The 21958-nt window shown below is 33.8% G+C and carries 13 protein-coding genes and 1 pseudogene; 7 read left to right on the plus strand and 7 right to left on the minus strand.

The annotated features are described in order from the left end of the window. Positions 1-43 precede the first annotated feature (43 nt). A complete protein-coding gene (locus tag BGC7_RS15150; RefSeq protein WP_185112989.1) occupies positions 44-1684 on the minus strand; it encodes a tetratricopeptide repeat protein in 1641 nt (546 codons plus the stop codon). Between the two features lie 163 nt (positions 1685-1847). After that, entirely contained in the window at positions 1848-3428 is a 1581-nt protein-coding gene (locus BGC7_RS15155; RefSeq protein WP_050702446.1) for a DUF6377 domain-containing protein, read from the minus strand. 476 nt (positions 3429-3904) lie between these two features. Here BGC7_RS15155 and BGC7_RS15160 point away from each other — a divergent pair, with 476 nt between their 5' ends. Further along, positions 3905-4669: a helix-turn-helix transcriptional regulator gene (locus BGC7_RS15160; protein ID WP_050702447.1), complete on the plus strand. Its 765-nt coding sequence runs from the start codon at positions 3905-3907 to the stop codon at positions 4667-4669. Between the two features lie 382 nt (positions 4670-5051). After that, positions 5052-6293 (plus strand): FISUMP domain-containing protein, encoded by a 1242-nt coding sequence (locus tag BGC7_RS15165; RefSeq protein ID WP_050702448.1) that lies wholly within the window; start codon positions 5052-5054, stop codon positions 6291-6293. 37 nt (positions 6294-6330) lie between these two features. Here BGC7_RS15165 and BGC7_RS15170 read toward each other — a convergent pair whose 3' ends face one another. Continuing rightward, a complete protein-coding gene (locus tag BGC7_RS15170; RefSeq protein WP_157258745.1) occupies positions 6331-6921 on the minus strand; it encodes a hypothetical protein in 591 nt (196 codons plus the stop codon). A gap of 281 nt (positions 6922-7202) precedes the next feature. Here BGC7_RS15170 and BGC7_RS15175 point away from each other — a divergent pair, with 281 nt between their 5' ends. From BGC7_RS15175 to BGC7_RS15195, 5 genes are all read left to right on the plus strand, one after another. Beyond that, the gene (locus BGC7_RS15175) at positions 7203-9215 is read left to right on the plus strand and encodes an FISUMP domain-containing protein (RefSeq protein WP_082206795.1); all 2013 of its coding nucleotides are present in this window, start codon (positions 7203-7205) and stop codon (positions 9213-9215) included. A gap of 38 nt (positions 9216-9253) precedes the next feature. Beyond that, the gene (locus tag BGC7_RS15180) at positions 9254-10462 is read left to right on the plus strand and encodes an FISUMP domain-containing protein (protein WP_050702451.1); all 1209 of its coding nucleotides are present in this window, start codon (positions 9254-9256) and stop codon (positions 10460-10462) included. A gap of 242 nt (positions 10463-10704) precedes the next feature. Continuing rightward, a complete protein-coding gene (locus BGC7_RS15185) occupies positions 10705-11883 on the plus strand; it encodes an FISUMP domain-containing protein (protein WP_050702452.1) in 1179 nt (392 codons plus the stop codon). A gap of 69 nt (positions 11884-11952) precedes the next feature. Next, the gene (locus BGC7_RS15190) at positions 11953-12663 is read left to right on the plus strand and encodes a LytR/AlgR family response regulator transcription factor (RefSeq protein WP_050702453.1); all 711 of its coding nucleotides are present in this window, start codon (positions 11953-11955) and stop codon (positions 12661-12663) included. Further along, positions 12660-14609 carry a tetratricopeptide repeat-containing sensor histidine kinase gene (locus BGC7_RS15195; RefSeq protein ID WP_050702454.1) on the plus strand — a complete coding sequence of 650 codons (1950 nt, stop codon included), beginning with the start codon at positions 12660-12662 and terminating at the stop codon, positions 14607-14609. Before BGC7_RS15190 ends, BGC7_RS15195 begins: the two co-directional genes overlap by 4 nt. A gap of 1328 nt (positions 14610-15937) precedes the next feature. On the opposite strand, the pseudogene BGC7_RS18340 reads toward BGC7_RS15195, so the two are convergent. The 4 genes and pseudogenes from BGC7_RS18340 to BGC7_RS15215 all read right to left on the minus strand — a co-directional run. Continuing rightward, a pseudogene (locus BGC7_RS18340) lies at positions 15938-16546 on the minus strand (DUF3575 domain-containing protein); the annotation flags it as partial. A 24-nt stretch (positions 16547-16570) separates the two neighbouring features. Continuing rightward, positions 16571-17935, minus strand: coding sequence for a FimB/Mfa2 family fimbrial subunit (locus tag BGC7_RS15205; protein ID WP_157258746.1), 1365 nt, complete (start codon positions 17933-17935; stop codon positions 16571-16573). A gap of 101 nt (positions 17936-18036) precedes the next feature. Then, complete coding sequence (locus tag BGC7_RS15210; RefSeq protein ID WP_050702456.1) at positions 18037-20943, minus strand: FimB/Mfa2 family fimbrial subunit; 2907 nt, start codon at positions 20941-20943, stop codon at positions 18037-18039. Between the two features lie 11 nt (positions 20944-20954). Further along, entirely contained in the window at positions 20955-21842 is an 888-nt protein-coding gene (locus BGC7_RS15215) for a FimB/Mfa2 family fimbrial subunit (RefSeq protein WP_082206797.1), read from the minus strand. Positions 21843-21958 lie beyond the last annotated feature (116 nt).

Below are 21958 nucleotides of genomic sequence, written 5' to 3' on the forward strand. Positions count from 1 at the left end.
TATAGATATTAAAAATAAATAATATAATCTGAGATCTTCATTCTTACATAGCAAGTACACTATCCAGGAATTCAACTGTATTTTTATTCTCTGGAATACCTGCTTTTTTACGGATATGAGAACTGTATTTATAAATTGTATGGGAACTTTTTCCTGTTATTTCAGCTATTTCAGTCAAAGAGAATCCGCACTTCAACAATATACCGATCTTTATTTCCATATCAGTCATCTCTGGATATGTTTGAATCAGGCGGTCTACATAGGCATTATAGTTCTCATTTACCAATGCAGACAAATATTCCCAATCAAATTCGAATAAGTAGTCTTGTCCAAATAATATTTTGTTAGCGCTTTCCAAAAAATGTCTATACTTATTCTTTTGGGGAGAAATAGATAAAGTCACCATTCTTCTATAGATTTCTATATTTTGACTACGAGCTTCCATCACTGAACGTATTATCTCTTTTTTGTCATGTAATTGTTGACTGATAACCTCAATATGCTTCTTCTTCCGGTATCTGTAATAAATAAAAGCAATAGGTATAATAACCGCTACAAGAACAGCTAAAAAGATTATTGTTTGTACCTTAAGCCTATTCTTTAGGTATAAGTTACGATTCTTTTCAAAATCAATTTTTCGTTCCAGGTATTTAATATCGTCATATTTTTGTTTCTGACCGATAATTTCTGTTACTTGATTAAAACTTTTGTAATTATCCAAAGCCAGTTGTAGATTATTACTCTTAGTAGCTATTTCATATATAGAACTATAAGCATTGTGCATAGTCTGATAATCTTTCGATTTTTTCGCAAAACTTATCGCTCTATTATTATAATACAGGATTGAATCTCCCTCCCCCTCTTTTTCAAAAATATCACCTTTTATAGCGTATCCTATAGCAAGATCTTTATTTCTCACTGATATATCAATCGCCTTGTTTATAGCATATTTGGCTTCAGGATATTTTTTGAGTCCTATTAGAGTAACGGCTATATCCCTATAAATTTTAGCTTTGGAACTGATACTGTCATCCGGTATTTTAGCTATTGACTTTCGGTACATTTCCACACCCTTATCAAACTGTTGGTCTTTTACATAACAATCGCCAATAAGCTTAAGTATATTTTCCTCTGAAAAGAAAAGATTATTTTGTCTGAAATAATCTAATCCTTTTTGGTAATAGTCTATTGCCTTTTTATATTCTTTCAGATTATTATCATATATGTCGGCCAGAAAATACGCGGAATAGGCTTTCAACTTATGAGTATTTATCCCTTCAAAGTTAAATGCTTTTAAATAGTAGTGTTCAGCCTCAGTATATTTTCCCTGTTCTTCAAATACCTGTCCGGCATAAAAATATGCTCGCCCCAAATCGTCGCAAGGATGTTTCTCATAGTAATCTATGATATATGTAATAAACGCATCATCAGTTATAGATATTCTATTTAATTTATGAGCCTTTATCAATAATAACCCATAACGGGCATAATCTTCTTGAGACAAACTCTCGGGAGATTCTATAGATTCAAGCAAGATCAATGCACTGTCAGGTTTGACCTCAATGAACGATCCAACCTGATCGAGTATATCTTCAGGTGCATATCGCAAACATGAAGAAGATGAGAAAATAATTAAAAAGAGAAATAAAATAGATAGAGTCGACTTTATGTAGCAGTATGTCATAAGTTTTGGTTTTATAAATGAAAGTGTAACTTGAAGCATTTTGCAAAAATAATTTGTAAAATGGTTACTCCAACAAGCAGAGTGTTAAAAATAAGAGATAGAGATATGATAATTCTCATATTTTTTCTTAAAGGAAGCATATATAGTTTATTATAAAACATACTTAAATAGTAATTCTCTTCACCTCATCCTCGAATCCGTCTTCGTCGATAGCTTTTGCCTTAATCTTACTTCTGTAATTATATACCGTCTGAACTGTTACCCGTAAGAAAGAAGAGATCATTTTATTATCTGAAATACCAAGCTTCAACAAAGCTAATATACGAAGTTCTGTATTCATTTTCTTTTCATCCTTAAGCATGTAACGACTGTCTTCGAGCAAAAGACTATTAACGCTTTCTATAAAGTTAGGATATAACTCAAAAAAAGTATTGTCAAAATCTGAATACAATAGATCTATTTCACTTTGAGTATTATTAAGTTGGTCATTTTCCGATTTTAGAATATCTTCAGAATAGCCCGATTTCAGTTTTCGAAGGATAGATTTTCTATAGTCCTCAAATTTCTTTATATAGATCGAAGACATATTTAGATAATGTCCTATATATATTTCTTTAATACGATTATGTTCCTTTAATGTTAAATTTGCATTGAATAGTTCCAGCTTTGTTTTGTTCAATATTTTATTGTGTTTATACACAAATATTAGAATTATGGCCAATAAAACAAAAAAGACAGAAATGATTCCTGAATAATATTGTAAACTTGTCTGCTGATCACTTATTTTATCATAATAAGTATCTTGTATCAATGTGTGCGTCTTTTCTGCTATACTATATCTATGACTGTTACTAAACATTTTTGCATCTTCCATTGCAATATTAATATAGCTATATGCTTTGTCTGTATTTTTTTCTTCCTGAAGAATCATCGCTAAATATATCAATGGAGGATTTTTCCTAATTGCCAATCGATTATATTCAATAGATGCCTGAATTAAATATCTTTTTGCTTCGGCCCACTTCTCTTTTCCTGATTCCATCAACACACCACCCTGATTAAATAAAAATTCAGCGTGCATATATGGAGTAATGTCAGGATGCTGTAATATTAGATTTACTGTCCGAACAGATTCTTCAAGCATTCCGTTCATATAATACTTATAAGCTAATATTGTCAGATATTCAACACTATTCTTATCTCCAAAAGACAAGTAGGCATCAATATATTTGGCTTGTTCTTTTCTATATTTATTTCTGTAAAACAAGTCATTAATATCCTTAATCTGATTGTGGTAAACATAAATATAAGTATGATAATATTTTGTTTTATATGCAGTTGGTATTTTTTCAGGATCAATAGACTCTAATATACTAAAGGACTCATGAAAAAGCTGAGGAAAACTTAGAAGATAGGCTCTCGCCAGTTTTACATCCAATATATATTCGTCATTATTTAATTCCAAGGCAAGATCTAAACATTTTTTTGAATAATATAAAGAAGAGTCACTAACAAAATAACTATATTCTTCCATTATTCGTCTTGTCCTACGATATTTTTCTTCTTTTGTTTTCGAACTATTCAGAAAATTAGTAAGTTGTAATAAGTTATCTTCTTTTTGTTGTATATAGATTAAGCGTTTGTCTAATGATTTATCTAATACGTTTAATAAGGAATCAGCTTCATTACAATAGACAACTGCATGAAGACTCATCAGGAAAGAAAATAGAATAATAACTTTCATCAATATTAGCCAGTCTTGTGTAAATATATCAATTAAGTAATCTCTGAAAAAGTTGCTTTTGTGATTAAGCCAGAGAAAGAGACAATTATTTTGTTACGGAATACAAACTCACAGTCAAAGGAATATTTATAAAATTACTAATTGTCTTCAGAGGCAAAATTACTTATTTATTTTATATACACGAATAAGAAATAATAATTTGAAGATAAAAAGTTAAAAACGATTCCATTATTTCTAACTACAAGATAAAAAACATTGGTTTTACTATTCCAAATAAGTTACATTATCCTCATTATATATCTACTATTCATTACTACAAACGCGCCTTTCCTACAGAAACATAAAACAATGTATTACAACATATTACATTCACATGATTACAAATACAGAAAAGAGATATCTATAATAGACATGAAAGCTTTCATTTAACTTTACTAAAAACTAATAGTAGAAAATACAGATAATAAAAATATCTCATGATAAAATATCTTATACTTATTATAACTCTATTTGTTTTTTGTAATACTTTATCTCCAGAAAAAAAATATTACAAACAAGTATTTTATACTTATGCTTCCTATCAACTCCAAAATGAGATTGAAGGTAATAATACAAATAATTTTCATAGTGAAGAAGATAGATCTACAAATAATGATTCTCGTTATCTGTATTGTACCATATCTCTAGCTATCTCTTTAGTTGTCTTTTTCCTTTCCATATATTACAGTTATAAACAACTAACTAAAACAAAACAGTCTATCCAACATAAAGACAACATAATAAAGAGAATGGAAGATGATTTTGTAAATAATAGGAAGATGATAGAAACATGTAGAGTAACCAACAAGGAAATGCTTGATGTATATATGCGTATAGTACAACTATCGGTTTCGCCTAAGAAAAGACATCATCAAAAATTCTTATTGGACTATAATAGCATTATTTATAATAATAGTGAAGAATTCCAATTTGATTGGGAAACTTTTAGAGTATTATTCAATAATACGTTCAACTATTATATTGATAAGCTAAAGACTATTTTTCCAGATCTTTCTGAAAAAGAAGTACAAGCAATCTCTATGCAGAAAGCAGGTTTTGATATAGCGGACATTGCCCAAATATTCGAATATAGTGTCAATACTATTTATAAACGCAATTCGGATATACGCAAAAAACTAGGAGTGCCTGAACTTGGTAATATTATTCATTTTATCGACCATGAATTAAGACAAAAGATATAATATATAGAAGAATAGAACTTATATATAGAATTAAATATTTATATTAAATATAAAACACTATATATAAATAAAATACAATATTAAATATATTAAATTGTATTAAGATTATAAAGATGATGATTACACTTTTTGAGATAGATTTGTAATAGAAAATCGGTTGACATTTTCAGAATTAAAATTAAACTTTAGTTAGGGAATTATTCAAGCCTGTTAAAATATAAACTTTGTCTATTATAATATTTAACACACATCTGTGTAGTTTTGTAAAGTTTGTGTTAAGGATAATCCCGTGAGTCGTGAGATTAGCGGGATTTATTTTAGACAAAGAAATAGATAAGATTAAATATCGAATAAAAGTTATTCAGACTAAAATGTAAAAATCATGAAAAAAACCTATATAAAGAATAAGACAGCCATATTCTTTCTGCTAGTAACACTAACGAATCATTTATCAGCACAAGTAACTATTGGTGCTGGCATAGAACCCAATAAAGGAGCTCTATTGGATTTGAAAGAAAATAATGGAAATAGTCACAACATTACTACTAATAAAGGAGTTATTTTACCCCGAGTAAAACTCACTGACCCTTACAATCTATATCCCATGTTTAGTTCTGATAATATGGGCGGCTATAAAAACAGTAATAAATCAGTAGAAGACAAACAGCATATAGGACTATCGGTATATCACATAGACGAGTGTAGTCTGGAAGGAGCCGGTTTATATTTATGGTCGGGTAAGAGATGGAAAAAAGCAAATGAAGATCTTCCAAATCATGTTTATCGAATAACAGACTCGCGGGATGGAGAAATGTATCTGGCTCGTAACTTTGGAACACAGGCAGGAGATTGGATGCTGGAAAATATGAGATACAAGAGCGCAGATATAATTTTAAGTCGGAAAGAAGATGCTAATTATGCAGATGTTGTTCAATCAAGACTAATGCGTTATTTCTACCCAAACGGAATAAATAATGATATTCCATCTACATGGAACAGAAAGCAAGGTTTGCTTTATAGTTATGCTGCTGCAACAGCGGGTAAACAAAATAATACAGATCAGAATCAAGGACAAGTAGCAGGCAATACGCCTGGCGTAAATGAAGTAGAATCAGTAATTGGATATATACAAGGTATCTGTCCAACAGGTTGGCACATACCTAGTGACAGGGAATGGAACGCTCTCGAAAAAGAAATATACAACAATCCTGAAAAATATAGTGAATACTCTGGTAGTAACAATTTTAATCCGGCAAACTGGATTCCGGCATGGGAAAGCTCATCGTCTGCTGCTATACGAGGATCTTCCGGTACGAAAGGGCATGCTCATGCGATGCTGTCCGCCTGTCCTGCCCCCGGTAATGTAAAATCAGTCAATGGTAAAAGCCTTCCATCAACATTAGGCGGATTCGATGCATTACCTATAGGATATGCATATAATGGTGAGGTCATCGATCATGGCGGTGGTTGCTACTTCTGGACAGCGAGTACTACAACCAGAGATACACAGAATCCAAACATGTTATGGGCTTGGGATCGTATAATAACAACTGATCAGGCAGGGGTTTTACGCTATACATATACCCGTAATGCATTGTTTTCTGTCCGTTGCAAAAAAAACTGATATAGCTTATACTATCCTCTTGTTAAGACCATGTTATTTATCTTTTTTCATAAATAACAGTAAAATCTAAACCTTTTGTATTTAGTCCATAGCATAATTCAAACCAAATATTTCCCTGTGATGTTCTGACCAAAAACTGTTTATAATTATATGGATATGGATCATACATGTCTTTTGCATAACGCATACTGTTTTTTCTAAGCAAATCAGTAGCTTTGTTTATTATCCCTCCTGAATAAACCAAAACACCTCCTAGCTGCAATATAGTTTCTTCATAGTTTTTCACAACACTCGTTTCCGAGAATTCTTGCCCATCTATAGGTAAAACCATGACATGGTAATATTGTCCGCCTATAGTCATAACTAAAGAATCATTGTAAAAAAAGTATTTTTCTTCATATACTCTATTGTGCTCATTTATATATTGATAGCCTTTTGGTGCTGATAAATAAGGATATTCCCCAATCTCTGAGTTTGTAATGGGAATAGAATTAATATCAAACTCTGTAATACTAGATTGAATATTTTCATTTACAGATTTGTCCGTAAGTCCCTTTTGGGAACTCTGAAAACAAGAACTGTAAAAAAACATTAGAAAAAGGGTGAAGATAAATACTATATTTTTCACGCATAATTTATTTTAGTGAACCGCGAAGATAAGCTTTTCATTATATAAATCTAATTTTTCACCTATTGATTTTAAGCAATTTACAAACAAAGGCCACAACAACGTCGTTCATCTCACCAAGCAGTCGTTTGTCTCATATTTTCTTATTAAAATCAGACTCCTGATACTTTTGTAGTATAAACTATATCCAGTAAAAATTGAAATTGTAATAATAGGTTGAAGATTAGAAGAGTACTATAAACAAATAATACAAAAAGTGACTCTTGAGTAAATAAGACTTTATGAAACTATATAAAATTATTCAGATAATATGCTTTGTGCCTGTGGTTATTTCCATGACAGCAAATGCTCAGGTAACAATAGGAGAAACAGAAGCACCTGTTAATGGAGCTCTATTGCAATTAAAAAATATAGCTAATATAAATGGCGCAGAAATAAATGCTAACAAAGGATTAGCTCTTCCCCGTGTCAGTCTTGCAAGCAAAACTGCACTATATCCTATGTTCACAACACATGCGGACACCCTCAATACTGTCTATAAGAAAAATCATACAGGCCTGATGGTATATAATACCAACAGATGTCTTACTAAAAATGAGGGCAAGGACGGCAGAGGTATCTGGATATGGGATGGTACTATGTGGAATAACACATCGGTTTTAAGCGAAGCATCATCATTATTTACCAGTACCGACCATATAGATCTACCTAGTGGTAGCGATGCTCGAGGTGCTGTAGGTCCTATAGAATTAGGACTAGAATGGAATCCGGTTGACAAACAAGTTACTTATACAGCCCCTACAGCCAGCCCTTCTTTTACTGGCGTTTCTTTCAACAGCATTACTCCCTCCAGCCCCGTTTCTGCCGCTTCAGGGAAAACCCCTATCAATTTCTTGTCAAATGCAATGACCCTCAATCCCAATGCCCCATGGGCAAGTCTACAATCCGAAATAAATTTTACTCTGGTCGATGCCGAATGCGGAAATATAAATAAAAAAGTCGTTCTCAATCAGACTAACTATGTATTAAGAAGCTATAATAATGGATATCACGGATACGTAACAAACAACGTACTAGGACACAATATATTAAGTAAAGAATCAAACTATTTTGTATTAGTCGATACCAATCCGTTTTCTCTAAGGATCAGAGGTAATGCCAACTGGAAAGCAACAGTTACGGGTAATACTAATATCATCACACACAATATTCCTGCCACAGGCGTCGCCAACCTTTCTGGTTTCTCAAACAGCCCCTTACCGGGAGACTTCGTTATCACAGGTGTAGCAGCCCCATCTAGTAAATATACCATAGCATCCATAGTTATAGAAGATGAATATACACCACATAGAGCAAAACCTGTGACCGTTACCTGTTATTCATGTATTGGCACACCTGATTTGAGTAGTGTTTCCATTACAGCCAATAATATCCAGACCGAACAAGGCGATCCTATCTGGGGAACCAATGTCGTCCACCATTTAGCTAAGCCCGGAGTATATGAAGAATTTTATTCTGCCGATTTTGGTGATGCCGGACGATGGATGACAACAAACCTTGCAGCCACAGCGTATGATGGCAATACCCATACTCAGAATAAAATCCTTACAGGGGCACACATTATGGGATATTATAACGAACCACATTGGTGCTATCCTAAAACTCATGGAAGTTTGATTACTACCGGAGAAGGCCCTTCACAAGAGTATCTGGACAATCCGGCAGTTGGATTTCTTTATAACTGGGATGCAGCCACAGCAGGCAAAGGAGGACCAACCGGGACATACTCTCCCGGGAATCAAATGGGACTCCCCGAGGGAGATGGGGTAGGTCAACAGCCAAGAATACAGGGAATTTGCCCTAAAGGATGGCATTTACCCAGCGATTATGAATGGACAGAACTGGAGAATGAAATAATAACCAATACAACCAAATATGCTGAAATAGATGAAGATATCAAAGCTCCTTTGATACCGTTTATTAAAGCTCAGGGGTATCATGGTACAATCCACGCATCGGCAATGAGGGATCATTGCGAACTATTCCAAAGAGCAGATGTGGTAAGTAACTGCTCTAAAGGTTATTTTCAGGGCGGTTTTGCTGTTTTCTTAGCAGGCCTGGTCACTGGTAACCAAACCGGAAATTTTCGCGACTTCGCCGCAATCTGGAGTAGCAGTTCTAAATCAGGGGGAGATGCTTGGTCTCGCCGATTCTTTTCGAGTTCAAGTAAAGTTGAAACAAATGGAACAGTACGACACAGTGGAGCTTCTGTTCGATGCAAAAAAGACAAATAGGCTACCAAATACAAAATAACTAATAGATTAACACTAATATGAACATTAAGTTGAAGCATAGGTTTTTACTTTGCTATATACTGTTATCAGGTAATATTATAGGACAAGTCACCATAGGGCTTGACGAAGAGCCCATACACGGGGCTCTACTCCAACTAAAAAACCAACCAAATATACAAGGAAGCAAAGCCAATTCTACAAAAGGGTTAGGTCTTCCTGTTGTAGAACTGACTAATATAAAACCTACAACAAAAGAGGAACTGGCTAAGTCGATAGGGCATACAACCGGAAGTTATGACCTAAGCGATCATACGGGGCTACTTATATATAACATCACTGAATCCGTACCTAAACAATGCGCCTTGATTCCAGAAGGTCTCTATATATGGAATGGCGAAGAATGGCGAATGGCATTCGACCTGCCTGAGATCAAACGTTATACTGACTATAGACCACAAGTTTTAGGGAGACAGGTATATTATTACCGAAGTTTTGGTGATGCAGGAGAATGGATGGTAGAAAACTTGCGTTATCTGCCCTTGGATGGAAGTATAACCTTATCGTATAAAAACGTAGAGCATAATCACGATTACAATGCAAAAGTATATAGCTATCCCGCAGGACTTTATGGATATACCATACCTTCTGCCACTCCCCATCCTTCATGGAATCCGGCTCAAGGGCTTATCTACAGCTATTCGGCCTCTACTTTAGGCACATATGATGATATAAGCGGAAATATGGGAAATAATCCTGACGAACCTAAGCTTGAGGGAATATGCCCCCCCGGATGGCATGTTCCTTCCGACTATGAATGGAGCCAACTGGAGGAAGAGATGTGTAAGTATCCTGAGAAGTACAGTTCGGAAACCATTCCCCGCCCATGGCGAGACAGGTTGCCGGGAAGCAGCTCTGACGGGAATGATGACGACTATGAGCAGACGGGGAATCGTGGCACACATGGTGAAATCATGAAAAGCCTCTGTCCGATGCCTAATATCGCTACGCATCTCGAAGATACTATGGCCAAAGGGTATCCGATGTTTTACGGAGGATTTGGAGCTCAGCTAGTTGGTAACGGCAGAGGAGAAGAGACACATCTCTATGGGGAAAGTGCGGTATTTTGGACAAGTTCTTATCAGTCGGTATATTCTGCATGGTACAGAGCAATGTTCAGTTTTGATCTTCGAGTAATGAGACAGAATGCCTTAAAATTTGAGATGCTTAGCATACGATGCAAAAAATAAGCTATAAATCAGGTTATTAGCAAATATAAAATATTGTAAAAAAGAACTAAATAAGCAGTATTATAAGTAATTATATATATCTTTGCAACATGTAGAGACAATTTCTTAGAAAGAGCTAAATTTAAAAACTATCATTTTATTGAATATTTAATTAGTAAGAATACAATTTTTATTAAAAAAATATTTTATTGACTTCACATTACAGAATTTTGTTACACAAATAAACCAATGACTTAACTACGATGAGAAAAATATGCTTATTCGTTTGTTTTAATATTTTCACATTACTATCACAGGCTCAGGTTACAATAGGCAGCAATATAGCTCCTCAACAAGGAAGTCTACTAGATCTGAAAGAAAATTACAATCAAGGGGCAAATTCTACAAAAGGGTTCTTACTTCCCAGAGTTCAGCTTACAGATATAAATAATCTATATCCTATGTTTACAAGTGATGGTTCCGGTGGATATACAAATGCGTCAAAAGCAGATGAAGATCAGACGCATACCGGACTGATGGTATATGTTTCTAAAGAGTTTGGTGACCCTATTAATTGTCCGGGAGTATATCTTTGGGACAGTTATAAGTGGAAATACCTCTTTAAGAATGGAGAAACTCTTGAATCAGATACCCACCTATACGACAGGCAAGGCAATAAATATACTATAGCCTCTTTTGGAGATGCCGGTATATGGATGACTCAAAACCTGAGAGTCACAATAACACCCTGCGGCAATCCTTTAACAAGAAGTAGTGCATCAAGTTCAAAAGATATGTATTATGAATATCCAAACAAAAACTCATCAGGATCGGGTGATTATGGACTTTTGTATAATTGGCAAGCTGCAACGAACAAAATGAAAACAGGTCTCTCTCTCGATCAGGGAGAAAGTACCACAACCGGTTTAGCCAACACACCTACAAATATAGAACAAAATGGGGTTCAAGGTATATGCCCGCATGGATGGCATCTGCCAAGTGATAAAGAATGGAACGAACTTGAAAAAGTTATTTCAGAAAACCCAACGCTTTATAGTACAAATAACACAGTAGTTACATGGAATCCTGCTTGGAGCCTTTCTGTGTCAGGCTATAGAGGGTCTCAACATGGACTCAGTATGAAATCGCCCAGTCCGATAAGCGACAGTCCTTTTCTGGGAACTACCGGTGGACGCAGTATGACCGATGGTAAAGGATTTAATGTATATCTTGTAGGGTATGCTTATAATGGGAATACTATAAGTTATGGCAGTTACGGTTTTTTCTGGACCAGTAGTATAACAAGCTCCGGAAATGCATGGTCTCGTATATTTGCTTCAGCCTCGATAGGAGTGGGTGGACAAGCTGGTATTACGAGAACCAATAATCCTGTCGAACGTTTGTATGCAATAAGGTGCAAAAAAAATACAGCAACTAATTAAATTCTTAAAAATCAGAAAAACAGATGATATATCTCTGTTTTACAATTCTGTTTTAATTTAATAAATAAAATGCGATTATATAACTATATCATTGTTGAAGACAATGAGATGGAATTGTTAATTTTAAAGATAAATCTTCAAAAATATCCATTTCTACAATGTCTAAAGACTTTTACAGATGCCACCAGTGCTTATTTTTTTTTAAAAAACAACCCTGTAGATATAGTTTTCAGTGATATACAAATGCCAGACCTGAACGGGTTAGATCTGCTTAATCAGTCTAAAGAAAGTATCACAAGTATTGTATATATAACGTCTTATACAGAACATGCCTTGGAAGCCTTCGGATTGGGCGTTACGGATTACATCATTAAGCCTATTGATGAGCAACGGCTCGATAGCTGCATATTACGACTAAAAGACTACTTAGACTTAAAATATAAGTCAAATCTATTTGATTTGAGTAACAGTGGAGATTCTATAAAAATAAAGCAAAGCCACGAGACAATAAATATAAAAATTCATGAAATAATTTATCTTGAAGCATTAAAGGATTATACAAAAATAGTTACGTTGAATAAATCCTTTGTTACACGCCAACTGTTAAAATACATCATGGAAGAACTTGGAGTCGAATTTTTCATACGTATACATAAAAGCTTTGCAGTACAAGCTAAATACATACAATCAGTAGACACAGGGAAAGTAAAAATTATAAATAATATAAGCCTACCAATAGGACGAGCCTATAAACAAAATTTGAGAGAATTCATAAAATGAGATTTATCACTTCAGTATTCGTTATACTATTTCTAGTGCCGAATGTATTGGCAGAAGATAACCACAGTAAAGTACATGTATATTACAAACAAAAACAAGATTCTTTACTACAGATCTTAGATAGGACAACTGATGATAGTATCAAACATCATCTCTATGTAGACTTAGTTAAGTGTCATCTACATTATAAGATTAAAGATGCTTTAGAATATGCAAATAAGAGTTTATCTATTGCTCAGAAAAACAAATCTTCGCGAATGCAAGCAATCAGTCTTTACTTATTAGGAGAAGTTTATAAAGAATACGATAATTTGACCGAAGCTGTTAAATATTATACTTGGTCTCTTGACTATTGCAGAGACGATGATGATCTGCATGCACTCAATCTCATAAACTTATCCGAGATTTATCGGAGAAATTTTAAGTTTGAAGATGCTATAAAATATGCAAAGGATGGATTATTTATAGCCGAAAAATGCAATAATATAGAAGCAAAGGTTTTTGGGAATATTGTAATAGGGGATATATATGGTTATGAAAAGAATCATGATGATGCCAAAGTATATCTGGAAAAGAGCCTAAATATTCTCAAAGCAGAAAATATTGGATACAAGTATATGGATTATTACAAATCGTTAAGATACGAATCCCATATCAATATAGCAATTGCCGATTTTACGTATGATGCAGAAGATGGTATAAGAAGATATAAATATGTTATCAATCTATGGGATAAGGAAGAAGACAGACATCCGACATCTGCACTAGCTATGTGTGGACTGGCATATACCTATCTCTGCATTACAGGAAACGACAGTATTATGAGATTAGTAAAGATGGATAAAAAGCAGCTTTTAACCGAATCGGATAGACTTATGTCAAGAGCTGTTGATATAATAGAAAGTAACAAGGAGGTTACTACCCTTAACCAGATGTATGCTTATGAAATTTACTCTCTGGTAAAATATTACTCAGGAGATTACAAATCTGCATTCGATTATCTAAAGAAATACAGTGACCTAAATACTACTGTATTTTCGCATAAGAAAAAAGAAGAATTTGCAGTAATGGAAAATAAGCGAGAGATAGAAAACAGAGAATACAAACTAAGAATATCAGAACTCGCTATAAAAAATAAAGAAAAACAAATGATTTTTCTTTTAGTGGGATTTATTTTACTTAGTGGAATTATTATTTTGGTACTTTATCAATACAAATCGAAACAAAAAACGAATAAAAAACTTCAACTATTAAACGAACAATTACAGATTGCGAATAAACAGAAAGCCAATTTTCTAGCTATTCTAAATCATGATTTACGAGCTCCAGTATCACAATTGATCGAGTATTTACGATTCAGCAAACAATTATCAGAAGTATCCGGCCCTGAGAAAGCAGAAGCTTACAGGCAAAAGATATTAGATGCTGGTGACATCTTATTATCTGAAATGGAAGAGCTACTAATTTGGTGTAAAAGTCAGATGCAATACTTCGATCTGGATATAAAAGCGGTGAGTCTATCTGAATTAGTTAATGAAATAATAGGCTTCTTTTCTTATAAAAAAGATATATTGACTTTTTCTACAAATATAAAAAAAGACTTATTTCTAGAAACGGATAAAAATTATTTGAAAACTATTTTACGAAATTTGACATCTAATGCTGTTAAAGCTATAGAGGAACAATCCAATCCAACTATAGAATATAATGCATATAGAGAAAATAATCAAATCGTAATTTCGGTCAAAGACAATGGCATAGGGCTATCTCCTGATAAAATGAAAGAACTCCTGAATTCAGATCAAGTAAAAGATAATAAAAACGGATTCGGTTTTCAGATAGTAAAGGAATTGGCAAGTAAAATCGATTGTGAAATAGAAATTCTATCTCCTATAGAGGGAAAGGGAACTACTATTAATCTAATCTTCTCTATCTACAAAAAATAAATGTTGTTTGTCCATCCTAAAAGCTGTTTGTCTTTTTCTTCTCTAAAAGACAACAATACTATCTATATTTGCTATCACAGAGCTTGAAAGTATTATATAAAACTTATTTATAACAAATTGAATACTTGTTACAATCTATTTATAACCTACAAAAATATTAAAACAGATATATTATACAAATATGTAGTTTTGTAAAGTCTGTGTTAAGTATGGCTACAAGTTGAGAAACTGGTAGCCATACCCTTTTAGATATCTGTCATTAGAAAGATCCTAATATTTTTGATATAGCTCTATTTATATTTCTAACGATAACTATCACTGATTTTTAGTCTTGATATATTAATATAGGCTTCAGGATTATTCATCTTTTGTGCTATATCAAAATATTTTTTAGCGTCATTTATATCTCCGTTCATATAGGACAATATCCCTGTATTATTCCAATACTCTCCGGAAAATACTTTGACACGATGGAGATATGTGACCGCAACATCAGCATCTTTATTAATGAGAGCACAAGCTGCAGCATTAATATTAGCAATATCTTCTATTGGGTATAATTCTGCTGACAGCTTTACTATTCTAAAGAAGTTATCCTCCCATTTTTCATAAGTGTTGGTTATCTGAAGTAATTCTTGTAAAGATAGATTTGAAGGATTAGTTTCGAATATCTCTTTATACCTTTTAACTGTCGATAATACTGTATAATTGAGTTGGTAATCACTCTTACGTAGACGTGGAAAAATATTCTGCAACATATCTAAATAAACCTTTCCTTTCGAAAGTTGCTTGAGTTCCTCCTCCTTCTTGTCTGCTGGAGAATCGTTACCTATAACTTCAAGAATTAGACTTTTGGCATTTATATTCGATTTACTTATTAATGTATCAAGCATTAGCCAGTCTTCACCTTTACTCTTTATTGTAAAAACAGAATCTGGAAGATTATATAGTTCCTGAATATGATTTTTTAGAGATACTGCACGCCTTTCGGATAAAGCCAGATTTGAGTCAAAAGCCCCCTCAGGAGAAGCACTTCCTTCTATAGATATATTTGTAATTTTAAATTCAGTGTTATTGCTTAATGAATCCAATTGTCTATATATACTTTTTAATCTAACATCATTATTCAGATATTCCGGTTTTATAATAGCCGACCCTACAACAAAACTTATGGATATCTTTTCCATAGTCTTCTTCTGTTTTAAAATATTTTCTTCTGGTAAAATGAAACTAGGTAAGAATATTGGCTCTTTTGGAGATTCTTCTTTAATAACAGGAGGTACGAAGTAAATGAGTTGTTCGTTCCTTTGAGATTTTTTCTTTGTTCCTAAACGATATATCAGTGTTACCCCCGCTTTAGTTACTCCTATATAGTTCTTTGTTTCACGCCCTAATCGGTTACCACAAGTACCGCACTGGTATTTATCATAGTTTAGGAAAGCATATCCAGCTCCTATAGTTGCTTCCATCGACCAATTATTTGAGACGTTCCATCTATATCCATAACTAGCTCCCGCTCCTATCAGCCATCCCTGAAAACGATGGTCTTCCATGTATGCAGAAAAAGGAGGATGTAATAAACGACTAACATTATAAAAAGAATAATGAGCATGAATTCCCCAGAAATGTCCTTCAAATACTTCCTTTGGCCAAAATCTTAATTCTGGTTGAATAAGGATATGTTTCCATTTACGATCATTCTTAAAAATCCATGGATTCCAACTTCCAGATATATCAAGAGTAGTATTACTGCCTGTATTAAACTCTACCCCTAAGTTCATACTACCAGTTGCATTATACAACAGATTCGTTTTTATGTTATATGAAAGCGTTTTTTTTACTTCTAACTGGCTTTCTTGTCCTTTTGATTCTACTGTAAACAGAAAAAGAAACAAAAGAATAAAATACAAGCTTATGCAAGTCTTTTCTATATTCATTCTATTCTTATTATAATAATTTAGCTATCCATTCTGAATTACTGTAACAACTTGCTTCAATCTACCCGCTGTCACATAAACAAATCCGATTCTTGTAGCACCTGTATTATTCATACCCAAAAGTAATTGCACCGGAATTGTTGCCCCCATTGTACCGGAAAGAAAATCAGTACTTAACCACCCGGTTTGAGAATTAATATCAAGTCCAGATTCATCTATTACTTTTTCTATTTTCCACCCTTCCGGAAAATCAGTAGTTATCCATAATATGTTTTCATCATTCAGTATAGACTGTTCTTTACCAAATTCAAAATTCCCTTTTGAGACACCTAAAATATTCTGTCCATCATAAACAAACTCTGTAATTTTTGAATCGTCCCATACTACAATTCCTGATTTTATATTAATAGATTGAGCATTGAAAGCTTCTTCAGGTGAAGCATAGCCAGAACGGTCAATATCAGATACATTAACATTATAATAATGATTACGCAATAAGGGCATAAAACCAGGTTCGTTAACAAAATCTATCCGATAATAAGATGGAGTTGCATCTTGCATAAAAACACCTCCGACAACAAGACATGTATTACTATTCGATAGAGAAAAATTTCCGCTTAGAGCCTCAAATGTATATATTTCTCCAACACATGATACTCCTGATGAAATTGCTGTACCATCATATATGAGAGGTATATTCTTTTTTTGTGCAGAAACAGGAATACTAGGATTTGTAACAATCTTCTGACTATTATTCCAATTATTAGCATCAGGAATGAGATAGCCCTTATCATTATAATTATATAGGTAAACACTTTTGAGTATAAATTTATTGCGAACAACAGTTGTTGAGAGTTCCACATCTATTTTTGAAACCATACGCAATAATGAAACAGGGTTATTTTCAGATAAATTTGTATCAACTGTCAGAGAAGGAATTTCACCCCACATCGGTATAGGCGTATACCCTGAAGAAGAAGGAGAAGCGTTCCATTTTCCTTCATTTGAGATTATCAGTTGATTGAAAACTGAAACTTTGGAATCTCCTTGACTGATATTTTGCCGTATATTTGAGATTAAAGAACGCGAATTAGCCAGAACAACAATATTATATGTACCTGGAGGAACAAGAATAGTAAAATTCTTTATTTGACTATTTTGAGTATTACTATTTATAGTATTGCAATAGATAGGCTCGTAAATAAAATTCCCATTCGAGTCGAACAATAATATTTCTATTGTTTTCACCTCGTCTTCATCTGTTACAGTTAATACTTTCGTTTTTGGAGTTGAAGTCTTGGGTACACGTATAGATAGCACAACAGAATGCTCTATTTTCCTATTATTATCCGGAATGTCATCAGAGCAGGTAAGAAAGGATATAAACATTATAATACATAACGATACCTTAAAGGTATAAACACTTATTTTATACACATTTATCATTAAACCTACAATTTTAATTATATTAAAGTACCTTTACAATTAAGCTATTCCACAACACATCGCACAGAATAAGCACTTGATCGACTATTCCAATTTTCACTTGGGCTCAGATAACCAGTACTTAAGTAAAGATCATATGCACTAGTCCCGGAAGGAGTCCCAGACCAGTAATAACCTAGAGAACCCACATTGACAATAGATCCATCATTGGGATTGCGGTTACCGGATCTAGGGAAAAATGGTTGACCAATATCATCTTTGCAATAACCTTCTCCTATATAGTTTGTTCCGGATGCATTAGCATCACTATTTGCTCCCAGTTCGGAATAAGAATAGCTATTTGTTGTTTCAAATTCATTAGAGGTAGGCATCCGCCACTTTTTACCGGAAGGTGCCCAACCTTTTTCTGTCAGGTATTTGCAGATATCTCCTATTCCGGCATTACCATCTGTTATTTCATATAGATACGCCCGATCACGTATATTTTTACCGGAAGGAGGTGCAGAAGTAATATTTCCATCCGGGACTCGTGGAATAGAACTCCAGTTTAATCCTGAGACAGCATTTCCATCAGGTTTATATACGAGTGATGAAGAAGAGAAATTATCCGCTGCCGAGATGCCATACAGACTACCCCATTGAAAATAAACTCCCTGATAATTTTGTTTTGTATAAACTCCTACATCATCAAATGTCAACTTACTTCCATCCCAATAAATATTACTACCCGCCCAACCCTTATGTGTCGAAGGATAAAATGAACTTATCAGGTCGAATCGTACAGTGACATCTTCAAAGAGTTTAGGTGCGTCAATATTTTCAAAAACAATATTGATTTTACCTGCTGCTTCTGATGTTGGAGAAATTGTAGTAAAACTTATAATATCTCCGGCTATGGTATTATTTCCACCAGTCTCCCCTACCCTGAGATTATCTGTCTGTTTAAGATTTAGATATGAACTGAAAGATAATCCTGAAGTATACTCCTGTGATATGCTCCTTATTTTCCATTGAGCATTGCTTCGTACACGGAAAGTGTATGTATTGCCATTAAGAATATATACGCTACTATTATCCGCTATTAAATTATAATTAAGTTGACGTAAAAAGATGTGCTTGGTAATACTTTCATCATTTACAGCTATAGAAAACTCAACCTTAGATTCTCTGACTTTAAAAGGATCAATACTCAATTCAGCCTCTGAAAATGCTTCGGGTTGAATTGTTAATAACCGAAAGCCTAAAGGATCAGCCAATGAAGTCAGGTTTGTTCCCGGTTGATCTGAAGATCCAGAATAAACGAATACATTGTTTCCTATTGGTATACTGTTTACTAATACTGTTGAAACAACGGGTTTCCACCTCACTAGGAATTGTTGCGGCTGAGGTTGTACACCGGATAGAGATGAGAAAATTAATTCTGAAATCTCATTTTCACCACTTATATCTAATATATCCAGTGAAACAACTATACGTTTTACATCCTGTATCACCTTTATTTTGTAAGAAAGCCGTCCGGCACTCAAATATATGTAACCATTACGTTGGCTATCGGTACTATTTTCAGATAATAATATTTTCACCTGAGTAGTTACACCTCCATCTCCTAACGTTATATTGGTTCTCAACCAACCCGATAAAGGGTTGATTACTATATTTTGGGCATCGGTAATCTTGTCAATTTTCCAGCCGGATGGATTCGTCGCGGTAACAGATAATATATTATCAATATCCAATTCAGAATATTCTTTTCCCTCGAAACTAAACTCTCCTTGAGAAACTTTCAGGAAATACTGCCCGTCATCTATTACGTCTTCCATTCCAGAATTATGCCACCCAATAACCTCTGCTCTAATATTTGCAGGTAAAGCTCTGAATGCTTCATCCGGATCTGGAAACCCAAAACCTGTAACATCAGTTATATTGACTCTATACTGGTGATTTCTCAATATCGGTAAGTAAGAAGCTTCTTGATCTGTTACCATCGAAAAATCAACCCTATAAAAAGAATTTTTCCATACGATGCCTCCATCATCAGAATATTCTCCACCAACTACAAGACATGTATTATTTAAAAAGTCAATATTAGATCCAGCTTCTGATTCTAAAAGATATATCTCAGCTTCGCACGCTACATCTTGGGCTGTCATCACAGAATAGACAAGGGCACATGCTTCCGGTGTAGGATCATTGGCCTTTAATGGATTTACCGGGAGGCTTGCTCCAATAGCTTGTTCTAAGTTGGCATCCCACTTTTGAGAATTTGTAATATCCGGAACAATCAGTCCTTTAGTATTATAATTATATACTCTCACCGTCTTTAGCCTAAAGACAGACTGAGCTTGAGAGGAAAGTACAACATCAACACGAGCCGTCATCCTGGTTAACTTGATGCCACTGACTCCCGTAGAAGAAAGATTGTCATCAACAGTTATATTTCCAATATCTCCCCACATTAGAAAAGGCATAGAACCATCTGTTGCCCATTTCGTACCGGAAGGTATTGTAATATCCAATAAAGATAAAACCTCATATTTACTTAGTCCATCCAATGCTAATGATTGTATTATGGTAACCGCATTGGCTATTACAACAATATCAAAATTACCCTGATCCAGTTTTACTGTGACATATTTTATATTGGAAATATTCTCATCGGTAGTGATATTACCGGAATTACTATTAATTGTTTTGATATAGTTTCCTCCATTAGGTTGGAAAATAAGAAAAGATAATTGGCGTACATCATTTTCTTCCGGCTCTGATAGAGAGTGTGTCACAGGTATTCCTTTTCCAGCAGACTCGAGAGTAAATTTTATTAACCAATTCTTATCTGACTGCTTTGCAATACTATGTTCATCTATACAAGAAAAGAGGAAAAGTATGAATAGAAATATCCATTGGCATTTTGTAGCTATACTAATTCTTCTTTTCGCTTTACGACAAATCATACTTTATTGTGTTAAAACTCTTTCCATATATACTCTTTATCCCATGGAGTCAGGATAATTTCTGTACTCAGAATTGAATTTAGATCTATCAGGATATTAGTTAATTGACCTTCTCTTACAATGATTGGTTCTCTATTGTTATCTTGAGATATACTGGCAATAAGATCTGTTTTATGATATATATCAATCTGTAATCCATCTTCTTCAGGAACCATATTGAATGACGGTATATAGTATTCTTCTTTATTATTATTCGAAACAAAACTAGCGGAAGGACGATAATCCACTTTATCACCAGAAAAGTTACCTTGAAAGTCAACTGTTGAGAATGTCTCATGTACAATAACTGAAAAATCTTCGTCTGTAAATCCTGTAAATGATTTAAGATTTCTCACTCTGATAGTCAGACTTCCTACCTTCCTAAAAATGGGAAGTATATATTCTGCATCGGAGACTTGAGAACCTATTGCAATATCACCATGAAAAATATCATCCGGATCTATGGAATAACTGGCAGCACGTGTACTATTAGATAGCAGATCTATTACACAATCATTCTTATATTCGGCTAATATAGAATTACAATTTCCGTCGATATTAGTCCATGATACAATATGACCACCTTTTCCATATAATGTTTCTATTGTTTCCTTTTTATTTATTGAGGTTGTAATCGTTTCTACATATTTGAGGTTATCATCGAAAATGTATAAGTATACAATACCCTGAATCTCTGAAAATGGTAATTCGGACCCTGTATGGTCGTACGCTTTAACCATTATAGTAATAGTCGTATTACATTCTGACAAATCCTCTTTTATACAACCTGTAACAAACAGAAGATATGCGCTAATCAGGGAAGTGTATAATATTGAATATATTATTCGTTTCGAAGACATAACATTAACCTATTATTCAGTATGTACCTCGTGTTTGAGGTACATACTGTGTAGAAATAAGAGATTTTAGAATACGTGATCCTAATTGTAGGATTCTCTCTCTAAAAAATAAATAT

Source organism: Dysgonomonas sp. BGC7 (assembly GCF_001261735.1).
Classification (GTDB): Bacteria; Bacteroidota; Bacteroidia; order Bacteroidales; family Dysgonomonadaceae; genus Dysgonomonas.